Origin of the sequence: Paenibacillus selenitireducens, assembly GCF_002021565.1 — a bacterium.
In the GTDB taxonomy this organism is placed as follows: Bacteria; Bacillota; Bacilli; order Paenibacillales; family Paenibacillaceae; genus Paenibacillus_K; species Paenibacillus_K selenitireducens.
In genome coordinates, this window is record NZ_MSZX01000002.1 from 406,749 (window position 1) to 426,250 (window position 19,502).

18 protein-coding genes and 2 tRNA genes are annotated in these 19,502 nt (G+C 43.3%); 12 read left to right on the top strand and 8 right to left on the bottom strand.

Annotated features, from left to right (window positions below; all coding sequences use genetic code 11):
* Positions 1 to 40: 40 nt before the first annotated feature.
* Entirely contained in the window at positions 41 to 280 is a 240-nt protein-coding gene (locus tag BVG16_RS06130) for a helix-turn-helix domain-containing protein (RefSeq protein WP_078497656.1), read from the bottom strand.
* Between the two features lie 20 nt (positions 281 to 300).
* Complete coding sequence (locus tag BVG16_RS06135) at positions 301 to 1,581, bottom strand: adenylosuccinate synthase (RefSeq protein ID WP_078497657.1); 1,281 nt, start codon at positions 1,579 to 1,581, stop codon at positions 301 to 303.
* Positions 1,582 to 1,709: 128 nt separating this feature from the next.
* On the opposite strand from BVG16_RS06135, the gene BVG16_RS06140 reads away from it, so the two are divergent.
* Positions 1,710 to 2,603 (top strand): LysR family transcriptional regulator, encoded by an 894-nt coding sequence (locus BVG16_RS06140; protein WP_078497658.1) that lies wholly within the window; start codon positions 1,710 to 1,712, stop codon positions 2,601 to 2,603.
* Positions 2,604 to 3,059: 456 nt separating this feature from the next.
* Entirely contained in the window at positions 3,060 to 4,973 is a 1,914-nt protein-coding gene (locus BVG16_RS06145) for an endonuclease MutS2 (protein ID WP_078497659.1), read from the top strand.
* 111 nt (positions 4,974 to 5,084) lie between these two features.
* On the opposite strand, the gene BVG16_RS06150 is transcribed toward BVG16_RS06145, so the two are convergent.
* Complete coding sequence (locus BVG16_RS06150; RefSeq protein WP_078497660.1) at positions 5,085 to 5,288, bottom strand: DUF6199 family natural product biosynthesis protein; 204 nt, start codon at positions 5,286 to 5,288, stop codon at positions 5,085 to 5,087.
* 313 nt (positions 5,289 to 5,601) lie between these two features.
* Between BVG16_RS06150 and BVG16_RS06155 the strand changes: the two genes are divergently transcribed.
* Complete coding sequence (locus BVG16_RS06155; RefSeq protein WP_078497661.1) at positions 5,602 to 5,997, top strand: VOC family protein; 396 nt, start codon at positions 5,602 to 5,604, stop codon at positions 5,995 to 5,997.
* 845 nt (positions 5,998 to 6,842) lie between these two features.
* Here the strand turns inward: BVG16_RS06155 and BVG16_RS06160 are convergent.
* Both BVG16_RS06160 and BVG16_RS06165 read right to left on the bottom strand, forming a co-directional pair.
* Complete coding sequence (locus BVG16_RS06160; protein WP_018756996.1) at positions 6,843 to 6,950, bottom strand: sporulation protein YjcZ; 108 nt, start codon at positions 6,948 to 6,950, stop codon at positions 6,843 to 6,845.
* Between the two features lie 657 nt (positions 6,951 to 7,607).
* Positions 7,608 to 7,681, bottom strand: a tRNA-Lys gene (locus tag BVG16_RS06165).
* Positions 7,682 to 7,979: 298 nt separating this feature from the next.
* On the opposite strand from BVG16_RS06165, the gene BVG16_RS33965 reads away from it, so the two are divergent.
* On the top strand, positions 7,980 to 8,075 hold the full coding sequence (locus tag BVG16_RS33965) for a dihydroorotate dehydrogenase (protein ID WP_144027307.1): 96 nt from the start codon (positions 7,980 to 7,982) through the stop codon (positions 8,073 to 8,075).
* A gap of 291 nt (positions 8,076 to 8,366) precedes the next feature.
* Positions 8,367 to 8,489, top strand: a complete 123-nt coding sequence (locus BVG16_RS06170; protein ID WP_078497662.1) for a sporulation protein YjcZ — start codon at positions 8,367 to 8,369, stop codon at positions 8,487 to 8,489.
* Between the two features lie 432 nt (positions 8,490 to 8,921).
* Here BVG16_RS06170 and BVG16_RS06175 read toward each other — a convergent pair whose 3' ends face one another.
* The 3 genes from BVG16_RS06175 to BVG16_RS06185 form a co-directional block, all read right to left on the bottom strand.
* Positions 8,922 to 9,356 carry a hypothetical protein gene (locus BVG16_RS06175; protein ID WP_078497663.1) on the bottom strand — a complete coding sequence of 145 codons (435 nt, stop codon included), beginning with the start codon at positions 9,354 to 9,356 and terminating at the stop codon, positions 8,922 to 8,924.
* 227 nt (positions 9,357 to 9,583) lie between these two features.
* Positions 9,584 to 9,691 carry a sporulation protein YjcZ gene (locus BVG16_RS06180; RefSeq protein ID WP_078497664.1) on the bottom strand — a complete coding sequence of 36 codons (108 nt, stop codon included), beginning with the start codon at positions 9,689 to 9,691 and terminating at the stop codon, positions 9,584 to 9,586.
* Positions 9,692 to 9,970: 279 nt separating this feature from the next.
* A tRNA-Arg gene (locus BVG16_RS06185) sits at positions 9,971 to 10,047 on the bottom strand.
* Between the two features lie 213 nt (positions 10,048 to 10,260).
* Here BVG16_RS06185 and BVG16_RS06190 point away from each other — a divergent pair.
* From BVG16_RS06190 to lonB, 7 genes are all read left to right on the top strand, one after another.
* A complete protein-coding gene (locus BVG16_RS06190) occupies positions 10,261 to 11,097 on the top strand; it encodes a hypothetical protein (protein ID WP_233146903.1) in 837 nt (278 codons plus the stop codon).
* Positions 11,098 to 11,285: 188 nt separating this feature from the next.
* On the top strand, positions 11,286 to 12,572 hold the full coding sequence (tig, locus tag BVG16_RS06195; protein WP_078497666.1) for a trigger factor: 1,287 nt from the start codon (positions 11,286 to 11,288) through the stop codon (positions 12,570 to 12,572).
* 270 nt (positions 12,573 to 12,842) lie between these two features.
* A complete protein-coding gene (gene clpP, locus BVG16_RS06200; RefSeq protein ID WP_078497667.1) occupies positions 12,843 to 13,433 on the top strand; it encodes an ATP-dependent Clp endopeptidase proteolytic subunit ClpP in 591 nt (196 codons plus the stop codon).
* An 11-nt stretch (positions 13,434 to 13,444) separates the two neighbouring features.
* Positions 13,445 to 14,701 carry an ATP-dependent protease ATP-binding subunit ClpX gene (gene clpX / locus BVG16_RS06205; protein ID WP_078497668.1) on the top strand — a complete coding sequence of 419 codons (1,257 nt, stop codon included), beginning with the start codon at positions 13,445 to 13,447 and terminating at the stop codon, positions 14,699 to 14,701.
* A gap of 169 nt (positions 14,702 to 14,870) precedes the next feature.
* Positions 14,871 to 15,980: a flavodoxin-dependent (E)-4-hydroxy-3-methylbut-2-enyl-diphosphate synthase gene (ispG, locus tag BVG16_RS06210; protein ID WP_078497669.1), complete on the top strand. Its 1,110-nt coding sequence runs from the start codon at positions 14,871 to 14,873 to the stop codon at positions 15,978 to 15,980.
* Between the two features lie 217 nt (positions 15,981 to 16,197).
* Complete coding sequence (locus BVG16_RS06215; RefSeq protein ID WP_144027308.1) at positions 16,198 to 17,622, top strand: alanine/glycine:cation symporter family protein; 1,425 nt, start codon at positions 16,198 to 16,200, stop codon at positions 17,620 to 17,622.
* Positions 17,623 to 17,751: 129 nt separating this feature from the next.
* Entirely contained in the window at positions 17,752 to 19,488 is a 1,737-nt protein-coding gene (gene lonB / locus BVG16_RS06220) for an ATP-dependent protease LonB (protein ID WP_078497671.1), read from the top strand.
* Positions 19,489 to 19,502: the final 14 nt, after the last annotated feature.

Below are 19,502 nucleotides of genomic sequence, written 5' to 3' on the forward strand. Positions count from 1 at the left end.
GATCTACGACAGGAGAGGCCTCTATTTTTTCTGAAACTCTTTATTCTTTGCTATCGAACGCTACGGGGAGTGAGGGCATGGTTTCATATAAATCCCTCACGTCACATCCCAGGGTATTCGCAATGGATATAGCGATCTTCAGCGACATGATGCGTTTGTTCTCGATAAAATCGGTTAATCGCTCCGGTCTGTAGAGCAGTACCCGTGCAAGTTGTTCGATCGTCATCTGGGCTTCTTGCAACCGTTCTGGCAGCAGACACCGTCCTAGTTCAACCTTCATGATTATTTTCCTCCGATCATTTAAGCACGTTCCATCATTTGCTCCCGGTTCGGACCTACAGATATGAAGCGAATCGGTACGCCAATCAATTTTTCCAGATGCTCCACATATTGCTGCGCTTCTTGAGGAAGCTCGTGGAACGAGCGGATCTGGGATATATCGCATTTCCATCCTGGCATCGTGTCAACGACAGGCTCTGACTTCTGCAATTGCGGCGTATTTGGAAAATCCGTCGTGACTTGACCGTTGCTCCGGTAACCCGTGCAAATTGGGATTTCATCCAGATAACCTAGAACATCAAGGTTCGTCAGTGCTACTTCGGTTGCTCCTTGAAGCTTACAACCATAACGTGTAGCTACCGCGTCGAACCATCCCACGCGACGAGGTCTGCCGGTTGTCGCACCGAATTCTCCTGCATCACCGCCGCGTCTGCGCAATTCGTTCGCCGGTTCATCGAAAATTTCAGCCACGAAAGGACCTTCACCGACACAGCTGGAATAGGCTTTGGTCACAGCTACGATACGAGTCATCGCATAGGGCGGAACACCTGCTCCGACAGGAGCGAATCCGGCTAAGGTCGAGGAGGAGGTGACGTATGGATAGATTCCGTGATCCGGGTCACGCAAGGCGCCCAATTGCCCTTCGACTAAGACTTGCTCCCCTTGATCCAATGCATGGTGCAGCAGGGTCGTCGTATCACTTACATAAGGCTGAAGGAAAGCAGCTTGCTCCCGCAACTCGTTCATGAGTCCTTCGATTTCATAAGCGGGTTTATGATATAGATGCTGAAGCAGCACGTTCTTCGCTTCTAGGGAGCGATTAAGCTTTGTTCTTAATAATTCTTCGTCGTATAAGTCACTTACTTGGATGCCAAGCTTAATATATTTATCAGAGTAGAAGGGGGCGATGCCCTGTTTCGTGGAGCCGAACTTGCGATCAGCAAGACGTTCTTCCTCTAATTCATCGAACAGAATATGATACGGAAGGACAACCTGTGCACGGTCCGAAACATAGAGCTTTGGTGCAGGAACCCCTCTGGAGATCAATTCGTTCAGTTCCTTTTGCAAATTGGGGATGTTCAAGGCCACGCCCGGTCCAATCACGTTACCTACCCCTGGATTAAATACGCCTGACGGGAGTAAATGCAAAGCGAACTTGCCATAATGATTAATAATCGTATGTCCTGCGTTGCTTCCCCCTTGATAGCGGACAACATAGTTCGAATTCGCTGCAAGCACGTCCGTAATTTTACCTTTTCCTTCATCGCCCCAATTGGCACCTACAATCGCTGTAACTGTCATTTCTGCACTCCTATTCATTCTTGGAATTTCGGTCTACGTTCAGTATAATAAAGTTCATTATATGAAAATAATTAATATTTATAATATCTACTATTATCTCAATTTATACCAAGGAGGTGCCGTAAAACGTGATCCAGAATATGGAGCTTTACCAGGTGTTTTATATAACGGCCAAAGCGGGCAGTTTGTCCAAGGCGGCAACCGAGCTGTTCATTACGCAACCCGCGGTTACGCATTCCATCAAACAATTGGAGGCGAAGTTAGGGGGCCAATTGTTCTTCCGTACGTCTAAAGGCGTTCGATTAACAGCGGAGGGTCAAGTCCTCTTTACTTATATTGAGCAAGCCTATCATTTTATACTCAATGGGGAACGGAAAATGGCAGAGATGCATCAGCTAACCGAGGGGGAAGTAAAGATTGGGGCAGGAGATACATTATGCCGCCATTTCCTGCTGCCGCATTTACAGACGTTCCACGAAGCTTACCCGCAGATCAAAATTCAAGTGACGAATCGGACGACAAGAGAAATCATTGCACTGTTAAAAGAAGGAAAGATTGATATTGGCATCGTCAATCTGCCGATATCGGATCATCAAATCGATGTTCAAGAAAGTCTGGAGATTCACGATTGCTTCGTGACGGGCGAGAAGTATAAGCATTTATCGGAGTCTCCGATATCGCTGGAATATTTGCTGGAGCACCCCATGATTATGCTAGAACAAGGAAGCAGTACGCGGGCGTATGTGGATCAATTCATTACTTCGCAGGGGCATACCCTCAAGCCTGAAATTGAATTGGGAAGCGTTGATTTATTGGTGGAATTTGCGCGCAGTGGATTTGGCATTTCGTGTGTCATCAAAGAATTTATTGAAGCGGAACTTATGGATCATTCGTTATATGAAATTCAGCTCAAGACACCCGTACCGCCAAGGCGTGTAGGGATCATTAAGCTGAAAAGTACGCCGTTGCCCGCTGCCGCAAGACAGATTTATGATAAGTTATTGGTCAAATCGACGGAATAGGATTCCGCTCTTGTCCCTTTACTTCGGTATGAGAATATTGTATGATACCCTCATCATTTGATTTCAATGAACGACAAAATTTCACGAGGTGTTTTATGAGTGTAGTAGGGTCTAAATAGGCACAACTTAAAAAGAAATAAATCTGTAATGTAGGTGAGGCGGAAGACTGCCTAAAAATCCCTATATTATGGTTTTATTTGAGTTACCTATGAAGATACCTACAATACGTGATAAAGCATGAACCAAGAAGCAGCAGGGCACATGTTATGGCGACGAATTTTTTGTGTATGCCTATGGTGGGACCTGCCTCGTTTGGTGATGAACTATGCCTTGTACATGTATGTAAAGCTGTGGTATCCCCACAGCTTTTTTTGATGCTTATTTTAGCATTTTCATTGAAATCTTATGATGTAGGGATCTTCATCATGATGGATCAATCGTGAGGAGAATGAACATATGAATAGCAGTACATGGGAAAAATTACAATACAACGAATTAAAAGAAATCGTCAAAACCTTTTGTGTGAGCGGGTTGGGTAAGCAGCTCATAGATAAGTTGGTGCCAAGCTCCAAGCTCAGTGTGGTAAAGCTTCGGTTGAATGAGACAACGGAAGCAAGGAACATCCTGGATACGGAGAGTCATGTGCCATTACTAGGCATCTCGAACATTGAGTATATGATGGATAAGCTGGAGAAAGGCATGGTCCTTGATCCATCCGAGTTGATTGCGATTGCTGATTTCTTGCGAGGCTGTCGGAAGATCAAGAAATTCATGCTTGAGAAGGAGTTCTACGCGCCAAAACTGAGCGCTTATGCCTACTCCATGACGGAGTTTCAAGATATTGAAGATCATATTCATTTTGCGATTAAGGGCAATCGTGTGGATTCGGGAGCCAGTAAAGAGCTGAAGCGAATTCGGAAGCACATCGATATGACAGAAGCGAAGATCGAGGAGCAGTTACAGAAATTTTTGAAGAATAGTACGAACAAGGAGTATATCCAAGAGTTCTTCGTGAGTAAAAAAAATGATCGATTCACGATTCCGATCAAAGCTGCTTATAAAAATCAAGTGGCGGGATCGATTGTTGAGGTGTCCTCCAAAGGGTCGACGGTCTTCATCGAACCGATATCCGTATCAAAGCACAACGCGGAATTATCTAGTCTCAAAGCCGAAGAAGTCATGGAAGAACTACAGATTCTAGCCGAGCTGTCGAATAGGATCTTTGATCAGATGCACCCGATAACGATCAATATTGATCTGATCAGTCAGTACGATATGATTTTTGCCAAGGCGAAGTTCAGTAAAAGCTTCGACGGGATCGAGCCGAAGATCAATGATTATGGCTGCATCAAATTAGTGCAATGCAGACATCCGTTGCTACCTAGCAGCGCAGTTCCTTTGAATTTTGAAATCGGGGATGCCTATCGCAGTCTCATCATTACAGGTCCAAATGCCGGCGGGAAGACCGTTGTGTTGAAAACCATTGGTCTGATTACGCTTGCGACGATGTCAGGGTTCCATATTGCCGCGAACCCAGCGACAGAGATTGCGGTCTTCGATCAAATCTTCGTAGACATTGGTGACAATCAGAGTATGGAGAACGCTTTGAGCACCTTTTCTTCTCATATGAAGAATATTTCCGAGATTATGCGGCAAGCGAATCACAATACCCTTCTATTATTTGATGAGATTGGGAGCGGAACGGAGCCGAATGAAGGAGCTGCACTTGCCATTGCCATCCTCGAAGAGTTTTATCATATGGGATGTATCACGGTGGCGACGACGCATTATGGAGAGATCAAGCAGTTCTCTGAATTGCACAGCGATTTCATGAATGCGGCCATGGAATTTAACAGCGAGACCTTGGAACCGCAATATAAACTGATCATCGGACAGTCAGGGGAGAGCAATGCGCTCTGGATTTCAAGGAAAATGAACTTGAAAGACCAAGTGCTGGAACGTGCGAAACGCTATATGGATCACAAGGATTACCGCTTAGACCGCCTTCGCGACAGTAAAGTCATGAAACCCAAAGTGCAGGAAGAAGTCAAAGAGGAGTTCGTGGAGTACGGGATCGGGGATAAGGTTCGATTACTGGAGCAGGAAGATTCGGCGGTTATTTATAAAGGAAGAGACTCGTTCAACAATGTGACGGTGTTTTATCAAGGCAAGTACATGGAGGTTCATTGTAAACGAGTGATGCTGGAGCTGCGAGCGAGTGAGCTGTATCCGGAAGGGTATGATCTGAACACGATATTCGTCAGTTACCAAGAACGAAAATTCCAGCATGATATGGAACGAGGTTCGAAGAAAGCATTACGTCAAGTGCAGAAGGAACTTCGAAAGAATCGTAATCGTTCCGACATGTAAAAGAAATGATGTAATGCCATACAACCTTACTCGGTAGTGATCCGGGTAAGGTTGTATTATTTTCTAGGGAAAAATGGACAGGGGGATTATGGAGAGGACAAAGCCTGAGGATTAAGTGAAAATTCCACTCATTAATACGATGAACCCCATGATTGTAGCAACAACTCCCCCAAATCTTGTTAGGGTTAAGTATGTATCACTGGGCTCAGAATCACCATCTACCTTCCAACCTTCTTTTAAATACCATGCGAACTCGGGTTTGAATATGTTAAGCAAACCAATTGCGATGATTATGATTCCAGCAAAAGTAAACATTAAATCATCCCCTTTGTAGATAAATACGCAAAACAATGGCAAAATGTTCCATTACAGTATAGTGAAAAGGTAGCAATTCATAAGAAATATCAGTTTTCATATTTGCTATGATGGAATGAATGACAACAATTTACAAGCGGAAAGGGGATGCGGTTTGAGCTATGTCGACGTAATCGAAATCTACAAATAGGAACTCCAGCGCGAGAGTGGTTTGAATTGGTCGGAATGCATTTTCGCCATCACCTGCGCCAGGAGGCCGAACTCGAACAAATGCTGAAAAATTAATATCAATTTCAAAGGAGAGGGTGTACACATGAAGAGTTTAGGATCTATGAATGTGGATGTCATTACGCTGTTCGTTGAGGATTTTCAGAAGGTAAAGGCGTTCTATCAGGAAGTATTCGGATTTCAAGCCGTATATGAAGATGAGGTCTCGTCGGTGTTTAATTTCGGGAATATGAGCGTGAACCTCTTGGATATTTCCGAGTCACACGAATTGATGAAACCGGGAACAGTCGCAACACGTGAATCCGGATTCCGGTTCCTGCTCACCATTCGGGTCGATGACGCGGATGCGGTCTGTGATGAATTGAAAAAACGCGGGGTTGCTCTACTTAACGGTCCGATCGACCGGCCATGGGGAGTACGAACGGCTTCATTCATCGATCCGGCAGGACATGCCTGGGAGATCGCGCAACAATTGGCATAGGGACAGAGTTTAAGCATTGAACTACCTGGTACGTTAGTTCAATTTACCGCCTTTTCGTCAAGGCGGTTTTCTTTTGGCCAAATATCAACATTTTGAGTTAACATAGCCAAATAAAAAAAGCACGGTGCCACAAATGTTGGCAACCGTGCTTTAAAGGGGTAACTGTATGAGCTAGAGTTATATTATGCAAAGAATGTGTTTAGTGTGAAAGGTTTCTTTACTAGACTCAGAGGATCTTTTCATTTCAGATATCACATGATCGACATTAGGCATTAATAGCACTTTCTCGGATTTATTAGTTGAAGAAACCACAACAACTACAAGCGACTATAACTAACAAGATGAACAATACGAGGATAGTACCTGTACTTGTAAAGCGTTCACGAAACTCGCCCATGTCAACACCTCCCTATTTTTGAGTACACGTTATGTTATGAAGACTGATCTCTCTTTGTTTGGATAATTGTTACTGGTTATTTCACTATTTTGAGATGAATAAAACTACGAAAACTAAAAAACGCCGGAAACCCTTATATGGCTTCTCGCGTTTTCTCTGTATTCATAGAGATTCGATATATTTAATGCAACAAATGTAAATTGTTGCAGCCCCATAGGTATTGGACCTGTGGGGCAATTTATTTAAATTCCAAGCACATGATAATTTATTTTGTTTAAATTGCTAAGCGTTTAGAATTTTGCTGATCACTCCGAGGCTCTTTTTCTGTTTCACAAATAAAAAAGCACGGTGCCATAAATAGTCGGCAACCATGCTTTAAAGAGGTGACTGTATGATCTAGAGTATCATATTATCGTCATTAGGCACTAACTGTAATATGTCGGCTTTATTAGATACCGAAACCACCCATACATGCACAAGAGACAATTACTAACAAGATGAACAATACAAGGATTGTACCTGTGCTTGTAAACAAACCTCCGCGAAACTCGCCCATTTCAACACCTCCCTAATTTTGAGTACACGTTATGTTATGAAGGCTGATCTCACTTTGTTTGGGTGTTTGTTACTGGTTATTTAACTATATTGAGATGAATAAAAAACTCGGAATCGCCTCTGTGTTAAAATTTAGGGAAGCCACAATAGGAGAAGGGGAGAGGGATTGAGATCCAAAGGTATTTTTATTGTATTATGTCTAATATTAATATTGGTGGTTTGCAGCAGTGGGGGATTAAAGTTAAACACACTGAGTAAAGATGATTTGTGAATTGTTAAAGATGATGATAGCAAAGCGAAAGTGTGCTATGGGATGGCGCGATTGGAAGCTGAGAAGGTTTTAGGGGTTGGGGATAAAAGTCGTCCTTTTGGAACTTGACCGTCGTTCTTACAACATTGTTATTACTGAAGAAGGAAGAACATTTAAAATCGAGGTTGTTAAGAGATTAATAATATAATGAGAATAAACTCGTTTTAGTCTCAGCGTGATCTGACGATTTAATCATATCATGTGTAAAACTTGTGTAAAAATAGAAAACGTAAGGTAATCAAGCTTAATCTAGATAACTACATTGAAAATTAAAAAACGCGATAAACCGTTGTTATAAGGGCTTATCGTGTTCTTCATGTATTTTTGATTACATTAAATTTATTGATATGGCGTCCCAGAAGGGATTCGAACCCCTGACCGACGGCTTAAAAGGCCGTTATTGCCGGCTAAATCCCCGAAACCTAGCGTTTGCCTTTAACGTTCATTCATACGGTGACACACGGTTCGTTATAAGCTATGCGGTTTGATTATTTACTACGCCGATTTCACGATAATTTCCAAATGTTAGCAAGCAGCATAATTTAGTATCCTGACGTGGCATTTTCGTATACTTGCGTTGCGATCATATTCGTAATTGCACCGAGGATCAGACGATGCTTGTTTTGATTCTAATATAGTGAAATAACCAGTACAACCATCCAAACAAAGTGAGATCATCTTTCATAACATAACATGTACTCAAAAAGAGGAGGTGTTGACATGGGTGAGTTTCGTGAACGCTTTACAAGCACAGGTACTATCCTTGTATTGTTCATCTTGTTAGTTATTGTCTCTTGTGCATGTTTTTTTAATTAGTGCCTAATGTCGATAATTATTAATAAGAGTAGTCCGAGCACACTTAACACATTCTTTGCATAATATATCTAGCTCATCCAGTTACCCCTTTAAAGCACGGTTGCCAACTTTTATGGCACTGTGCTTTTTTATTTGTACTATAGAATAAAAAACCTCGGAGTGTGGTGATCCGGTGTTATTTTATTGATTGTCTTGATTCCAATATAGTGAAATAACCAGTAACAATCGTCCAAACAAAGTGAGATCAGCCTTCATAACATAACGAGTACTCAATAATAGGGAGGTGTTGAAATGGGCGAGTTTGGTGGAGGTTTGTTTACAAGCACAGGTACTATCCTTGTATTGTTCATCTTGTTAGTTATTGTCGCTTGCGCTTGTACGGGTAGTATCGGTGGTTTAGGTTGCGGTTGCTAATAATGCCGATATAGTATAGTTAGTGCCTAATGTCGATAATATGATATTTAAATTGGAAAGAGCCTCCTTTAAAGCACGGTTGCCAACTTTTGTGGCACTGTGCTTTTATATTTGTACTACAGAATAAAAAGCCTCGGAGTGATCCGGTGTTATTTTATCCTCCGAGAGAATTTCGACATGTTACTCGGTCTAGAACGCAGCTCATACGCCTATAATCCGTTATATGATAAGGTCTGGCATGGTTCAGATAGGCGGATTGATAGCTTACGTTGAGTTACATCGGCTGGACGTCTCAGGGCGAGGGCCGTCCGAAAACTCAGGGGGTTAGCGCGAGCGCCGCTGTATATCGAATGTATATCGTCGAAATTACGATTAACTCGGATTGCTTCAATGGTGCGGTTTATTAGCGGATGCATAAACGTTGTATACGGACTATTTACTAATCAATAGAGAATCTAATTTATTTATCAGTTGGGTATTTGTAAAATCCTCCATTAATAACTTAATGGTATTTTTAATTTCAATTACATTGTGTAATGAAAGATTATTGTAATGCAACTCTAATAATCTGGTTTCTAACGTGTAAGCGTAATGGAAATTATAGCTTGAATAATCTGATAGTGCTGCAATTTTACTAGCTTGGCTTATAACTATAGAATCAGGAATAGTATCTTCTTTAATCCGTTGTGCTAAACCGTCAAGTTCGGAAATCAAGCTAGTGTCTATGTTTGATATCATTCTGTTGTGTTGGATTGTTAAAGACAACTGATAAAAGTTAAGTACTACTAGCGTAATTAAAATTAAAGAGGAAATAACAATAACAATACTTTTCTTATTAATTGGTATATACCTCCACACTTTTTTCATTTACTCGCTCATTCGGAAGATATAAACATTATATTCCGGATCACTCCGAGGCTCTATTTCTGTTTTATAAAATAAAAAAGCACAGTGCCACAAAAAGTTGGCAACCGTGCTTTAAAGAGGCGACTGTATGATATAGATATATTATGCAAAGAATGTGTTTAGTGTACCCGGATTACTCATATTAATATTTATCGACATTAGGCACTAACTGTACTATATCGGTATTATTAGATACCGAAACCACCCATACATGCACAAGAGACAATTACTAACAAGATGAACAATACAAGGATTGTACCTGTGCTTGTAAATAAACCTCCACGTAAATCGCCCATTTCAACACCTCCCTAATTTTGAGTACACGTTATGTTATGAAGGCTGATCTCACTTTGTTTGGACGTTTGTACTGGTTCTTTCATTATTTTGGAATCAAGATAAAGATGAAGAAGTAACTGGAGTCGTTGTTGACCTGGAATAAACTTCGTTTTAGTCTCAGAGTGATCTAAGGTTTTTGTAATATCGTGTGTAAAAAAAACGAAAAAAAGCGATAAACCGTTGTTATAAGGGCTTATCGCGTTCTTTATGTATTTTTGATTACATTAAATTTATTGAAATGGCGTCCCAGAAGGGATTCGAACCCCTGACCGACGGCTTAGAAGGCCGTTGCTCTATCCAGCTGAGCTACTGGGACAACAGAACTTATTGTATCAAAAGAATTGAAGATGTGCAATAGAAAAATTTTATTTTTTTCTGTATAATCTGTTATGATGTGAATGAGACACTATGAGCAGGTAGAAAGTTGGTGTAGCTTATTACGGATTCGAACAAGCAAGACACCCGTCAAAACAATATTATTTTATTTCCGAAGATGCTCGATTTTTATCAAATTCAATTGACTCGTTGCTTGGAAACAGAACAGTATGGCGAAGCCATACAACTGTTGAAGTTCCTTTTGCAATGTGAAGGTCAGGAGCAGTACAAAACAGAATGGCAAGCTTTGCTGGACTGGCTCTTGGGTGCTTTCCCTGAAGCAAGAGGGCTAAACGACGCTATGGTTGAAGACGAGACGGAATCGGATATGGCAGAGCAGTATTTTCGCACCAAAGTTGATGAGGATCCGGAATATGTAAATAAAGTATTGGATTCGATCATGAATGGACCTTTGACACCGCAGAAGCTCTTGGCACTGGAACAGCTGACGTATATGGATCACCCGGAGATTGATGAGGTGTTGAAAACATGGCTGAAGGCTGAGCAGTTGCCGGCATTGTTACAATTTCATGTTCTGCAAACCCTGCGCAAACGCGGAGCAGCCGGTACGGTGGAGTTCACTCGCGGTCACGAACAGTTGGAGTTAGAGATTGAAGCAACACCTGTACGTTACGAAGATTTCCCTCAAGCCGTGTTGAATGTGCCCGAGCGTGTACGTGAGCAGACGGAGATCCAGGACCCCGGACTTTCTTTGTTAGCCTTGGAGTTATGGGAGCAATGCGTAATGGCGATGTATGGAACGGCAGCCTACAATTCTATCATCGATGACGATGACTCTACGATTGATATTTGGGCGGCGTCATTACATATTTGGATGAAGGAAATGCTAACAGGCGATTTCGACATGGAGTCGGAAAAAATCGAAATTCGAGAGAGTTATGGCATTACAGACGCATTAAGGTTTAGAATGGAACAAGCCTATAAACAATTAAAAGGCTTGATAGAAAGCCCTTTCCTGACGTCAGACTAGCTAAAAATGGCGAAGAAACGCACTTTAGGGGCTTTTTGTCAAGTCGCATTCTTGATTAAAATCAAGATGTTGTATATAATGTAATGGTTGTTTCGAACGTGGACTAGTCACGGGTCTAGCGCATTGATTCAACGAATGCTGATCATGTGCATAGAGCCATGTGAATTTTTTGGAGGGGAAGGCATAAAATGAAAGCAAGCTGGGAAAAAATAGAGAAGAACCTTGGGGTTCTGCAAGTTGAAGTAGACGCGGAGCGCGTCGCAGGTGCCTTGGACAAGGCGTTTAAGAAAGTTATAGTAAAGGTAAACGTACCAGGTTTCCGTAAAGGTAAAGTACCTCGTCCGATTTTCGAGAAAAGATTCGGTGTAGAAAGCTTGTACCAAGATGCAATTGATATCTTGTTGCCTGAAGTTTATACAGAAGCTATTCAAGAAACAAACATCGAGCCTGTAGATCGTCCTGAGGTAGATGTTGAACAATTCGCTAAAGGCGAGAGCTTCATTTTCAAAGCTAAAGTATTGGTTAAACCTGAAGTTAAATTAGGTGAATACAAAGGCATTGAAGTTCCAGTTGAAGAAGCAGTTGTAACCGAAGAAGAAGTAGCTGCTGAATTAGAGCGTCTTCAACAACGCCACGCTGAATTGGTTGTTATCGACGAAGATACAGCTAAAGAAGGCGACACTGTCATTATCGATTTCGAAGGTTTCGTTGATGGGGCTCCATTCGAAGGCGGTAAAGGCGACCGTTACTCTCTAGAAATTGGTTCTAAATCGTTCATTCCAGGCTTTGAAGAACAATTAATCGGCCTTGGCACAGGCGACTTCAAGGATGTTGAAGTAACATTCCCAGAAGTTTACCATGCAGAAGAATTGGCTGGTAAAGCTGCTACATTCAAAGTAAAACTTCACGAAATCAAACGTAAACAACTTCCTGTATTGGACGATGAGTTTGCTAAAGACGTAAGTGAATTCGATACATTGGATGCGTTCAAAGAAGATTTGAACAAACAAATCAAAGAACGCAAAGAGAAAGAAAACGAAGGCAAACGCGAAGCTGAGATCGTTGAGAAAGCAGCAGAAGCAGCTGAAGTTGAAATTCCACAACCAATGATCGACACGGAAGTGGATCACATGGTTCGCGATTTCGATAGCCGTCTTCAAGCACAAGGCATGACCTTGGATATGTTCATGACATTCTCCGGTCAAACGATCGAAGACATGAAACAACAAATGCAAGCTGATGCGCAAAAACGTGTTCGTAACAACCTTGTTCTTGAGCAAATCGCGAAAGAAGAAAACATTGTTGCTACTGAAGAAGATGTGAACGAAGAGCTTTCCCAAATGGCTGAAGCTTACAAACGTTCTACAGACGAAATCCGCAGCATCTTGAGTGCAAATGGTTCGCTTGCGAACTTGACTGAAGAAGTAGCGATCCGCAAAACAGTGAAATTCCTTGTGGACAACAGCAAGAACTAATCAAAAATGAAACAGACCTATAAGGCACGTATCTTCACTGCGTGCCTTATTTTTAACTCTACTTAGGTGGTTTGTTCCGTTCACAAATGAATTTTGAAGTACATAATACATAATTGTTGCACCCCAAGGCGCAAGCAAGACACAATTTCCGGCGTCATGATACATAGAATGAAATATCGGTAATCGCAGTAGAAATGACATGATCATCGGAACGTGATAAAATAACAGTAGTCACGAATTCATAATTGAAGAGGAAAAGAGGTTGGTCACATGAATCTGATACCTATGGTTGTAGAACAAACAAATCGCGGGGAGAGATCTTACGATATCTACTCGAGATTGTTGAAAGATCGCATTATTTTTCTGGGGAGTGCGATTGATGATGATGTAGCCAATACAGTCATTGCCCAACTCCTCTTTTTAGCAGCTGAAGATCCGGAGAAGGATATTTCGCTCTATATCAATTCCCCTGGAGGATCTGTCACAGCAGGTTTGGGTATTTTGGATACAATGAATTTCATTAAGCCAGATGTCTCGACGATTTGCGTCGGTCTCGCTGCGAGCATGGGTTCGCTTCTTTTGACTGCCGGAGCAAAAGGCAAACGTTTTGTGTTGCCGAATAGCGAGGTTATGATCCACCAGCCGTTAGGCGGTGTAAGAGGTCAAGCGACAGATATTAAAATCCATGCGGATTGGATCATCAAGACGAAGCAGAAATTGAATCAAATTTATGTGGATACGACGGGTCAGCCCCTTGAGAAAATCGAGCGAGATACAGACCGAGACAATTTCATGAGTGCAGAAGATGCCAAAGCTTACGGTTTGGTGGACCAAGTTCTCACTCGGCCCATTTTGAACTAAGGGGGGATTCCATGTTTAAATTTAACGAAGAAAAAGGTCAGCTGAAATGTTCGTTCTGCGGTAAATCGCAAGAACAAGTGCGTAAGCTTGTAGCTGGTCCTGGTGTATATATATGTGATGAGTGTATCGAATTGTGTACGGAAATCGTGGAGGAAGAACTCGGCCATGACGAGGATATCGATTTAAAAGATATTCCGAAGCCGAAGGATATCCGCAACATTCTGGACCAATACGTCATCGGGCAAGAGCAAGCGAAGAAATCGCTCTCGGTTGCGATGTATAATCACTACAAACGGATTAATACACAGAGCAAAATTGAAGATGTGGAACTGCAAAAAAGTAACATTCTACTCGTTGGACCTACAGGTTCCGGTAAAACATTACTTGCACAGACCATGGCTAAAATTTTGAATGTACCATTTGCGATTGCAGACGCTACTTCATTGACTGAAGCTGGTTATGTCGGTGAGGACGTAGAGAATATTCTTCTCAAACTCATTCAAGCAGCGGATTACGATGTCGAGAAAGCAGAGCGCGGTATTATTTATATCGATGAAATTGACAAAGTTGCCCGTAAATCAGAGAATCCTTCAATTACTCGTGATGTGTCAGGTGAAGGCGTTCAACAAGCATTACTCAAAATTCTTGAAGGTACGGTAGCTTCGGTACCGCCGCAAGGTGGCCGTAAACACCCGCATCAAGAGTTTATTCAAATCGATACAACGAACATTTTGTTCATCTGTGGCGGTGCCTTTGACGGCCTGGAGCAGTTGATCAAACGTCGTATCGGTAAAAAAGTCATCGGCTTTAATTCCGTTGGCGATAGCACGAAAGAGTTGAAACCAGGCGAATACTTGTCCATGGTATTACCAGAAGACTTGTTGAAATTTGGATTGATTCCGGAATTCGTGGGTCGTCTACCGGTTATTTCAACGCTAGAGCCGCTGGATGAGAGCACATTGGTACGTATTCTCTCCGAGCCGAAGAATGCGTTAGTGAAGCAATATCAGAAGCTCCTTGAGTTTGATAACGTGAAGCTGGAATTCGAACAGGGTGCCCTCGAAGCTATTGCAAAAGAGGCAATCAAGCGCAACACGGGAGCGCGTGGTTTGCGTTCAATCATTGAAGGTGTTATGCTGGATTTAATGTACGAGGTTCCATCACGTGATGATATTACGAACTGCGTCATTACGGAGAAAGTCATTCAGGACAAAATTGTCCCTGAATTGACGACGAAGAAGAGCAAGAAGAAGGAAGAAAGCGCCTAAATAAGACTATTGTTTTTGTCGAGATATCACCCTGATATGCTTCGTAATCAAAAGTTAACTTAGGCTTGAATACAACACAGTTGAACTCCACCTGTTCATTCGGACATCCGTGCCTCGCGCTACGGCTGGATGGCGGGTGGAGCTTTGACGTTCTTGGGAGAGAATAAATATGTTCTTGAGAAAACAAACGCGTCCGATTAAAGTCGGCAACTTGACCATTGGCGGCAGCGATGAAGTCGTTATTCAAAGCATGTGTACGACCAAAACGGCAAATGTAGAAGCAACAGTAGCTGAAATTCTTCGATTGGAAGAAGCAGGATGCCAGATGGTTCGTGTCACCGTGAATAATATGGAAGCTGCGGAAGCTATCAAAGAGATTAAGAAGCAAATCCATATCCCATTAGTTGCGGATATTCATTTTGACTATCGTCTGGCTCTCGCAGCGATCGAGAATGGCATTGATAAGGTTCGGATCAATCCAGGGAATATTGGTCGTCGTGAGAAGGTAGAAGCTGTTGTGAAGGCTTGTAAGGAGAAAGGGATTCCAATTCGGATCGGTGTCAATGCGGGATCGCTAGAAAATCATTTACTTGAGAAATATGGTTATCCAACGACTGAAGCGATGGTGGAGAGCGCGAAATTCCATATCGGCATTTTGGAAGAGCTGGATTTCCACGATATCATCGTGTCATTGAAAGCGTCAGATGTTCCGATGGCGATTGCTGCGTATCGAATGGCTGCGGAGAGCTTTGACTATCCGTTGCATTTGGGAATTACGGAAGCAGGAACGCTATTCTCTGGTACGGTGAAAAGTGCTGCCGGCATCGGGGCGTTGTTATCCATGGGCATCGGATCAACCGTACGTATTTCGCTCAGTGCAGATCCGGTTGAAGAAGTGAAGGTTGCTCGTGAACTTCTGAAATCATTCGGTCTTATTTCGAATGCGGCCACGTTAATCTCCTGTCCGACATGCGGGCGGCTCGATATTGACCTATTTTCGATCGCTAATGAGGTTGAAGAGTATATTTCGAAGATCAAAGTACCGATTAAAGTATCTGTTCTAGGTTGTGCTGTAAACGGTCCGGGGGAAGCTAGAGAAGCAGACATCGGGATCGCGGGAGCACGCGGGGAAGGGATGTTATTCCGGTACGGCGAAATGATCCGTAAAGTACCTGAAGATGAGCTTCTGAATGAGTTGAAGAAAGAAATTGATATCATTGTTGAAGCTTACGAGCGCACGGGAGAAATTCCGGGTCGGAAGCAGCATCATCATTCATAAGGTTGAGTCAAACGGCATATCCCGTCTGCAATCTTGGTTGCAGGGAAGGATGTGCCGTTTTTTCTTTGCATAGAATAGTGGTTTGTAGCTAAAGGTAAAATTTAAAAGGAAAAAAGTAGTGATAAAAAATACTTTCATTTTCAGAAAAATACGATAAAATAAATTATGTTAGTTAATCTGACATCTAGACAAGGCAGAAGAAGGGATGATTGATTGCGTGGAATGGTTTCACAATGTGGTATTATCTTTAAGTGATTTCGTCTGGACGTACATCTTGATCGCAGTGTTAATTGTATTAGGGGTATATTTCTCCGTTCGTACAAGATTTGTTCAAGTGGTTGCGATTCGAGAAACACTACGATTGTTAGTGGAGAAGGAGCCTTCCGATTCCTCGACGAAGGGAGAGAAGAAAGGGGTATCCTCTTTCCAAGCCTTTTGTATTAGTACGGCATCGCGGGTAGGCACAGGGAACTTGGCGGGTGTGGCGATTGCCATATCGCTTGGAGGGCCTGGCGCTGTGTTCTGGATGTGGGTTATTGCCATCTTCGGCGCAGCATCCGGATTTGTAGAATCGACACTTGCACAAATCTTCAAGGTGCGAGACGGTAATAACTTCCGTGGAGGTCCAGCTTATTATATGGAGAAAGCGCTCAATGCGCGGTGGTTAGGTATTATTTTCGCTTTGCTGATTACGTTCAGCTTTGGGTTTGTGTTCAATGCTGTGCAAGTTAATACCATGACTTCCGCCTTTCAGGGCTCATTCGGTTGGGAGCCTTTATGGATTGGAATTGTACTTGCTGTGATGTTAGCGCTCACGATCTTCGGCGGGGTACAGCGGATTGGGCAAGTATCATCGGTGATCGTGCCTGTCATGGCAACCGGCTACATTTTGATTGCTTTGTTTGTCATCGTGATGAACATTTCCGCCATTCCTCAAGTGTTCTCAGATATTTTCATGCATGCATTCGGTTTTCGAGAAGCAGCATCCGGAGGAATTGGAGCGGCGATGATGATGGGCATTAAACGTGGCTTGTTCTCGAATGAGGCGGGTATGGGCAGTGCGCCCAATGCGGCGGCTACCGCGAATGTGAGTCACCCGGTGAAGCAAGGGATGATTCAGTCGTTAGGCGTGTTCGTAGATACGCTGCTTGTCTGCAGTGCGACGGCGTTTATTATTCTTTTCTCAGGCTTACACGCTTCAGGAGATTATGACGGTATTCAGCTCACGCAACAGGCTCTTGCTTCACAGGTTGGTGATTGGGCGAATATCTTTGTAGGCTTGGCGATCTTCTTATTTGCCTTTAGCTCCTTGATTGGGAATTACTACTATGGTCAGAGTAATATCGAATTTATCAATGGCAAAGGCCGTCATATCAAAATGTGGATGCTCTTGTACCGGTTAGGTGTCATTGCTATGGTTATTTTCGGGTCTGTGGCTAAGGTGGCACTTGTCTGGGATATGGCAGATCTATTCATGGGCTGCATGGCCTTGATTAACTTGGTTGTAATTACATTGTTAGGGAAGTATGCATTTGCAGCACTGCAAGATTATCGTAGGCAACGACAGAGCGGAGTAGATCCTCAGTTCCATGCGAGCACGATACCAGGCTTGAAACATGCGGATTGTTGGGTAAAAGAATAGAATAAAATATGGTTATTTGGACCGAGAAAAGGAAATACTGTAACGTATTACACTTTCTCGGTTTTTTTGTGTTGAAAATTGAGAAAATGATTCAGATGATCATAGTGAAGTAATGAGGAGGAATGACGGATGGATTTGAGCATCGCTTTAATGTTTATTCAAGTATTTTTTGCGATTATTATTGGACTTTATTTCTGGAACTTGCTACGATCGCAAAAGACCAATCGGACAGCTGTGGATCGGGAATCCCGCAAAGAAATGGATAAGCTGCGCAAAATGCGCTCCATTTCCTTAACCAAACCTTTGGCTGAGAAGACGAGACCGACGAACATGCGCGATATTGTAGGTCAAAAGGATGGGCTGCGTGCGCTAACAGCAGCGCTCTGCAGCGCGAATCCGCAGCATGTCATTATATATGGCCCGCCGGGTGTCGGGAAGACTGCGGCAGCTCGTGTTGTATTGGAGGAAGCAAAGAAAAATCCGAGCTCCCCATTTATGTCGGATGCGAAATTTACGGAAATTGACGCGACTACGGCTCGCTTCGATGAGCGGGGCATTGCTGACCCGTTAATAGGTTCTGTCCATGATCCAATCTATCAAGGCGCAGGTGCGATGGGGGTTGCAGGGATTCCGCAGCCGAAACCTGGTGCTGTAACCAAAGCGCATGGAGGGATTCTGTTTATCGACGAGATTGGTGAATTGCATCCCATTCAAATGAATAAGCTGTTAAAAGTACTGGAAGATCGTAAAGTGTTCTTAGAGAGCGCCTATTACAATTCGGAAGATACGAACATTCCTGTCTATATACACGATGTGTTCCAGAATGGCTTGCCAGCCGATTTCCGTCTCGTGGGTGCAACCACGCGTTCACCGCAGGACATCTCTCCAGCGCTTCGTTCCCGTTGCATGGAGATTTTTTTCCGACCACTCTTGGCGGATGAGATCGCGATCATTTCGTCGGATGCGGTTCGCAAAATTGGGTTTGATCCTTGCCCCGAAGCGGTTGAGGTAGTCAGTAGATATGCTACCAATGGACGTGAAGCCGTGAATGTCATTCAGCTCGCAGCAGGTTTAGCGATGGCCGAGAAACGGAATTCGATTTCAGCAGCAGATGTGGAGTGGGTTGTGAACAGCAGCCAAATTCCACCGCGTCCGGAACGTAAAATCCCGCTCAACCCTAGCGTGGGATTCGTGAATGGGCTAGCGGTCTATGGACCGAACATGGGTGCATTGCTTGAAATTGAAGTGACGGCCATTCGTGCCAAGCCAGGGCAAGGGAAGTATAATATCACCGGCGTTGTCGACGAGGAAGAGCTTGGCGGTGGGGGTTCACGTACGTTGCGCCGCAAGAGTATGGCGAAAGGTTCGATTGAGAATGTGCTGACCGTGCTACGTACGATCGGCTTAGATCCTTATAGTTATGATCTGCATATCAACTTCCCCGGGGGGACGCCGATTGACGGTCCTTCTGCAGGAATTGCCATGGCAACAGCGATTGCTTCTGCCATGAATCACATCCCGATTGACAATAAAATGGCGATGACGGGTGAAGTAAGTATCCATGGAAAAGTAAAACCGATCGGCGGCGTTATTGCGAAAGTGGAGGCTGCTTTTCAAGCGGGAGCAACGACAGTGATTATTCCTCGCGAGAATTGGCAAGCTATTTTCACAGATCTGAATGGGTTGCGCGTCATTCCGGTAGATACGATTCAAGATGTATTCCAACAGGTGTTTGGTGAATCGGTTCAAGAAATCTTACTGGATATTCCGCAAGAGAACAAGGACTTGTACCTTGCGCCGCCTACGACCTATCTACAAGCGAATCGAATCGAATCGCCGCGTACGACAGAATCTGGCGGGATGTAGCTGCTTAAACGGGA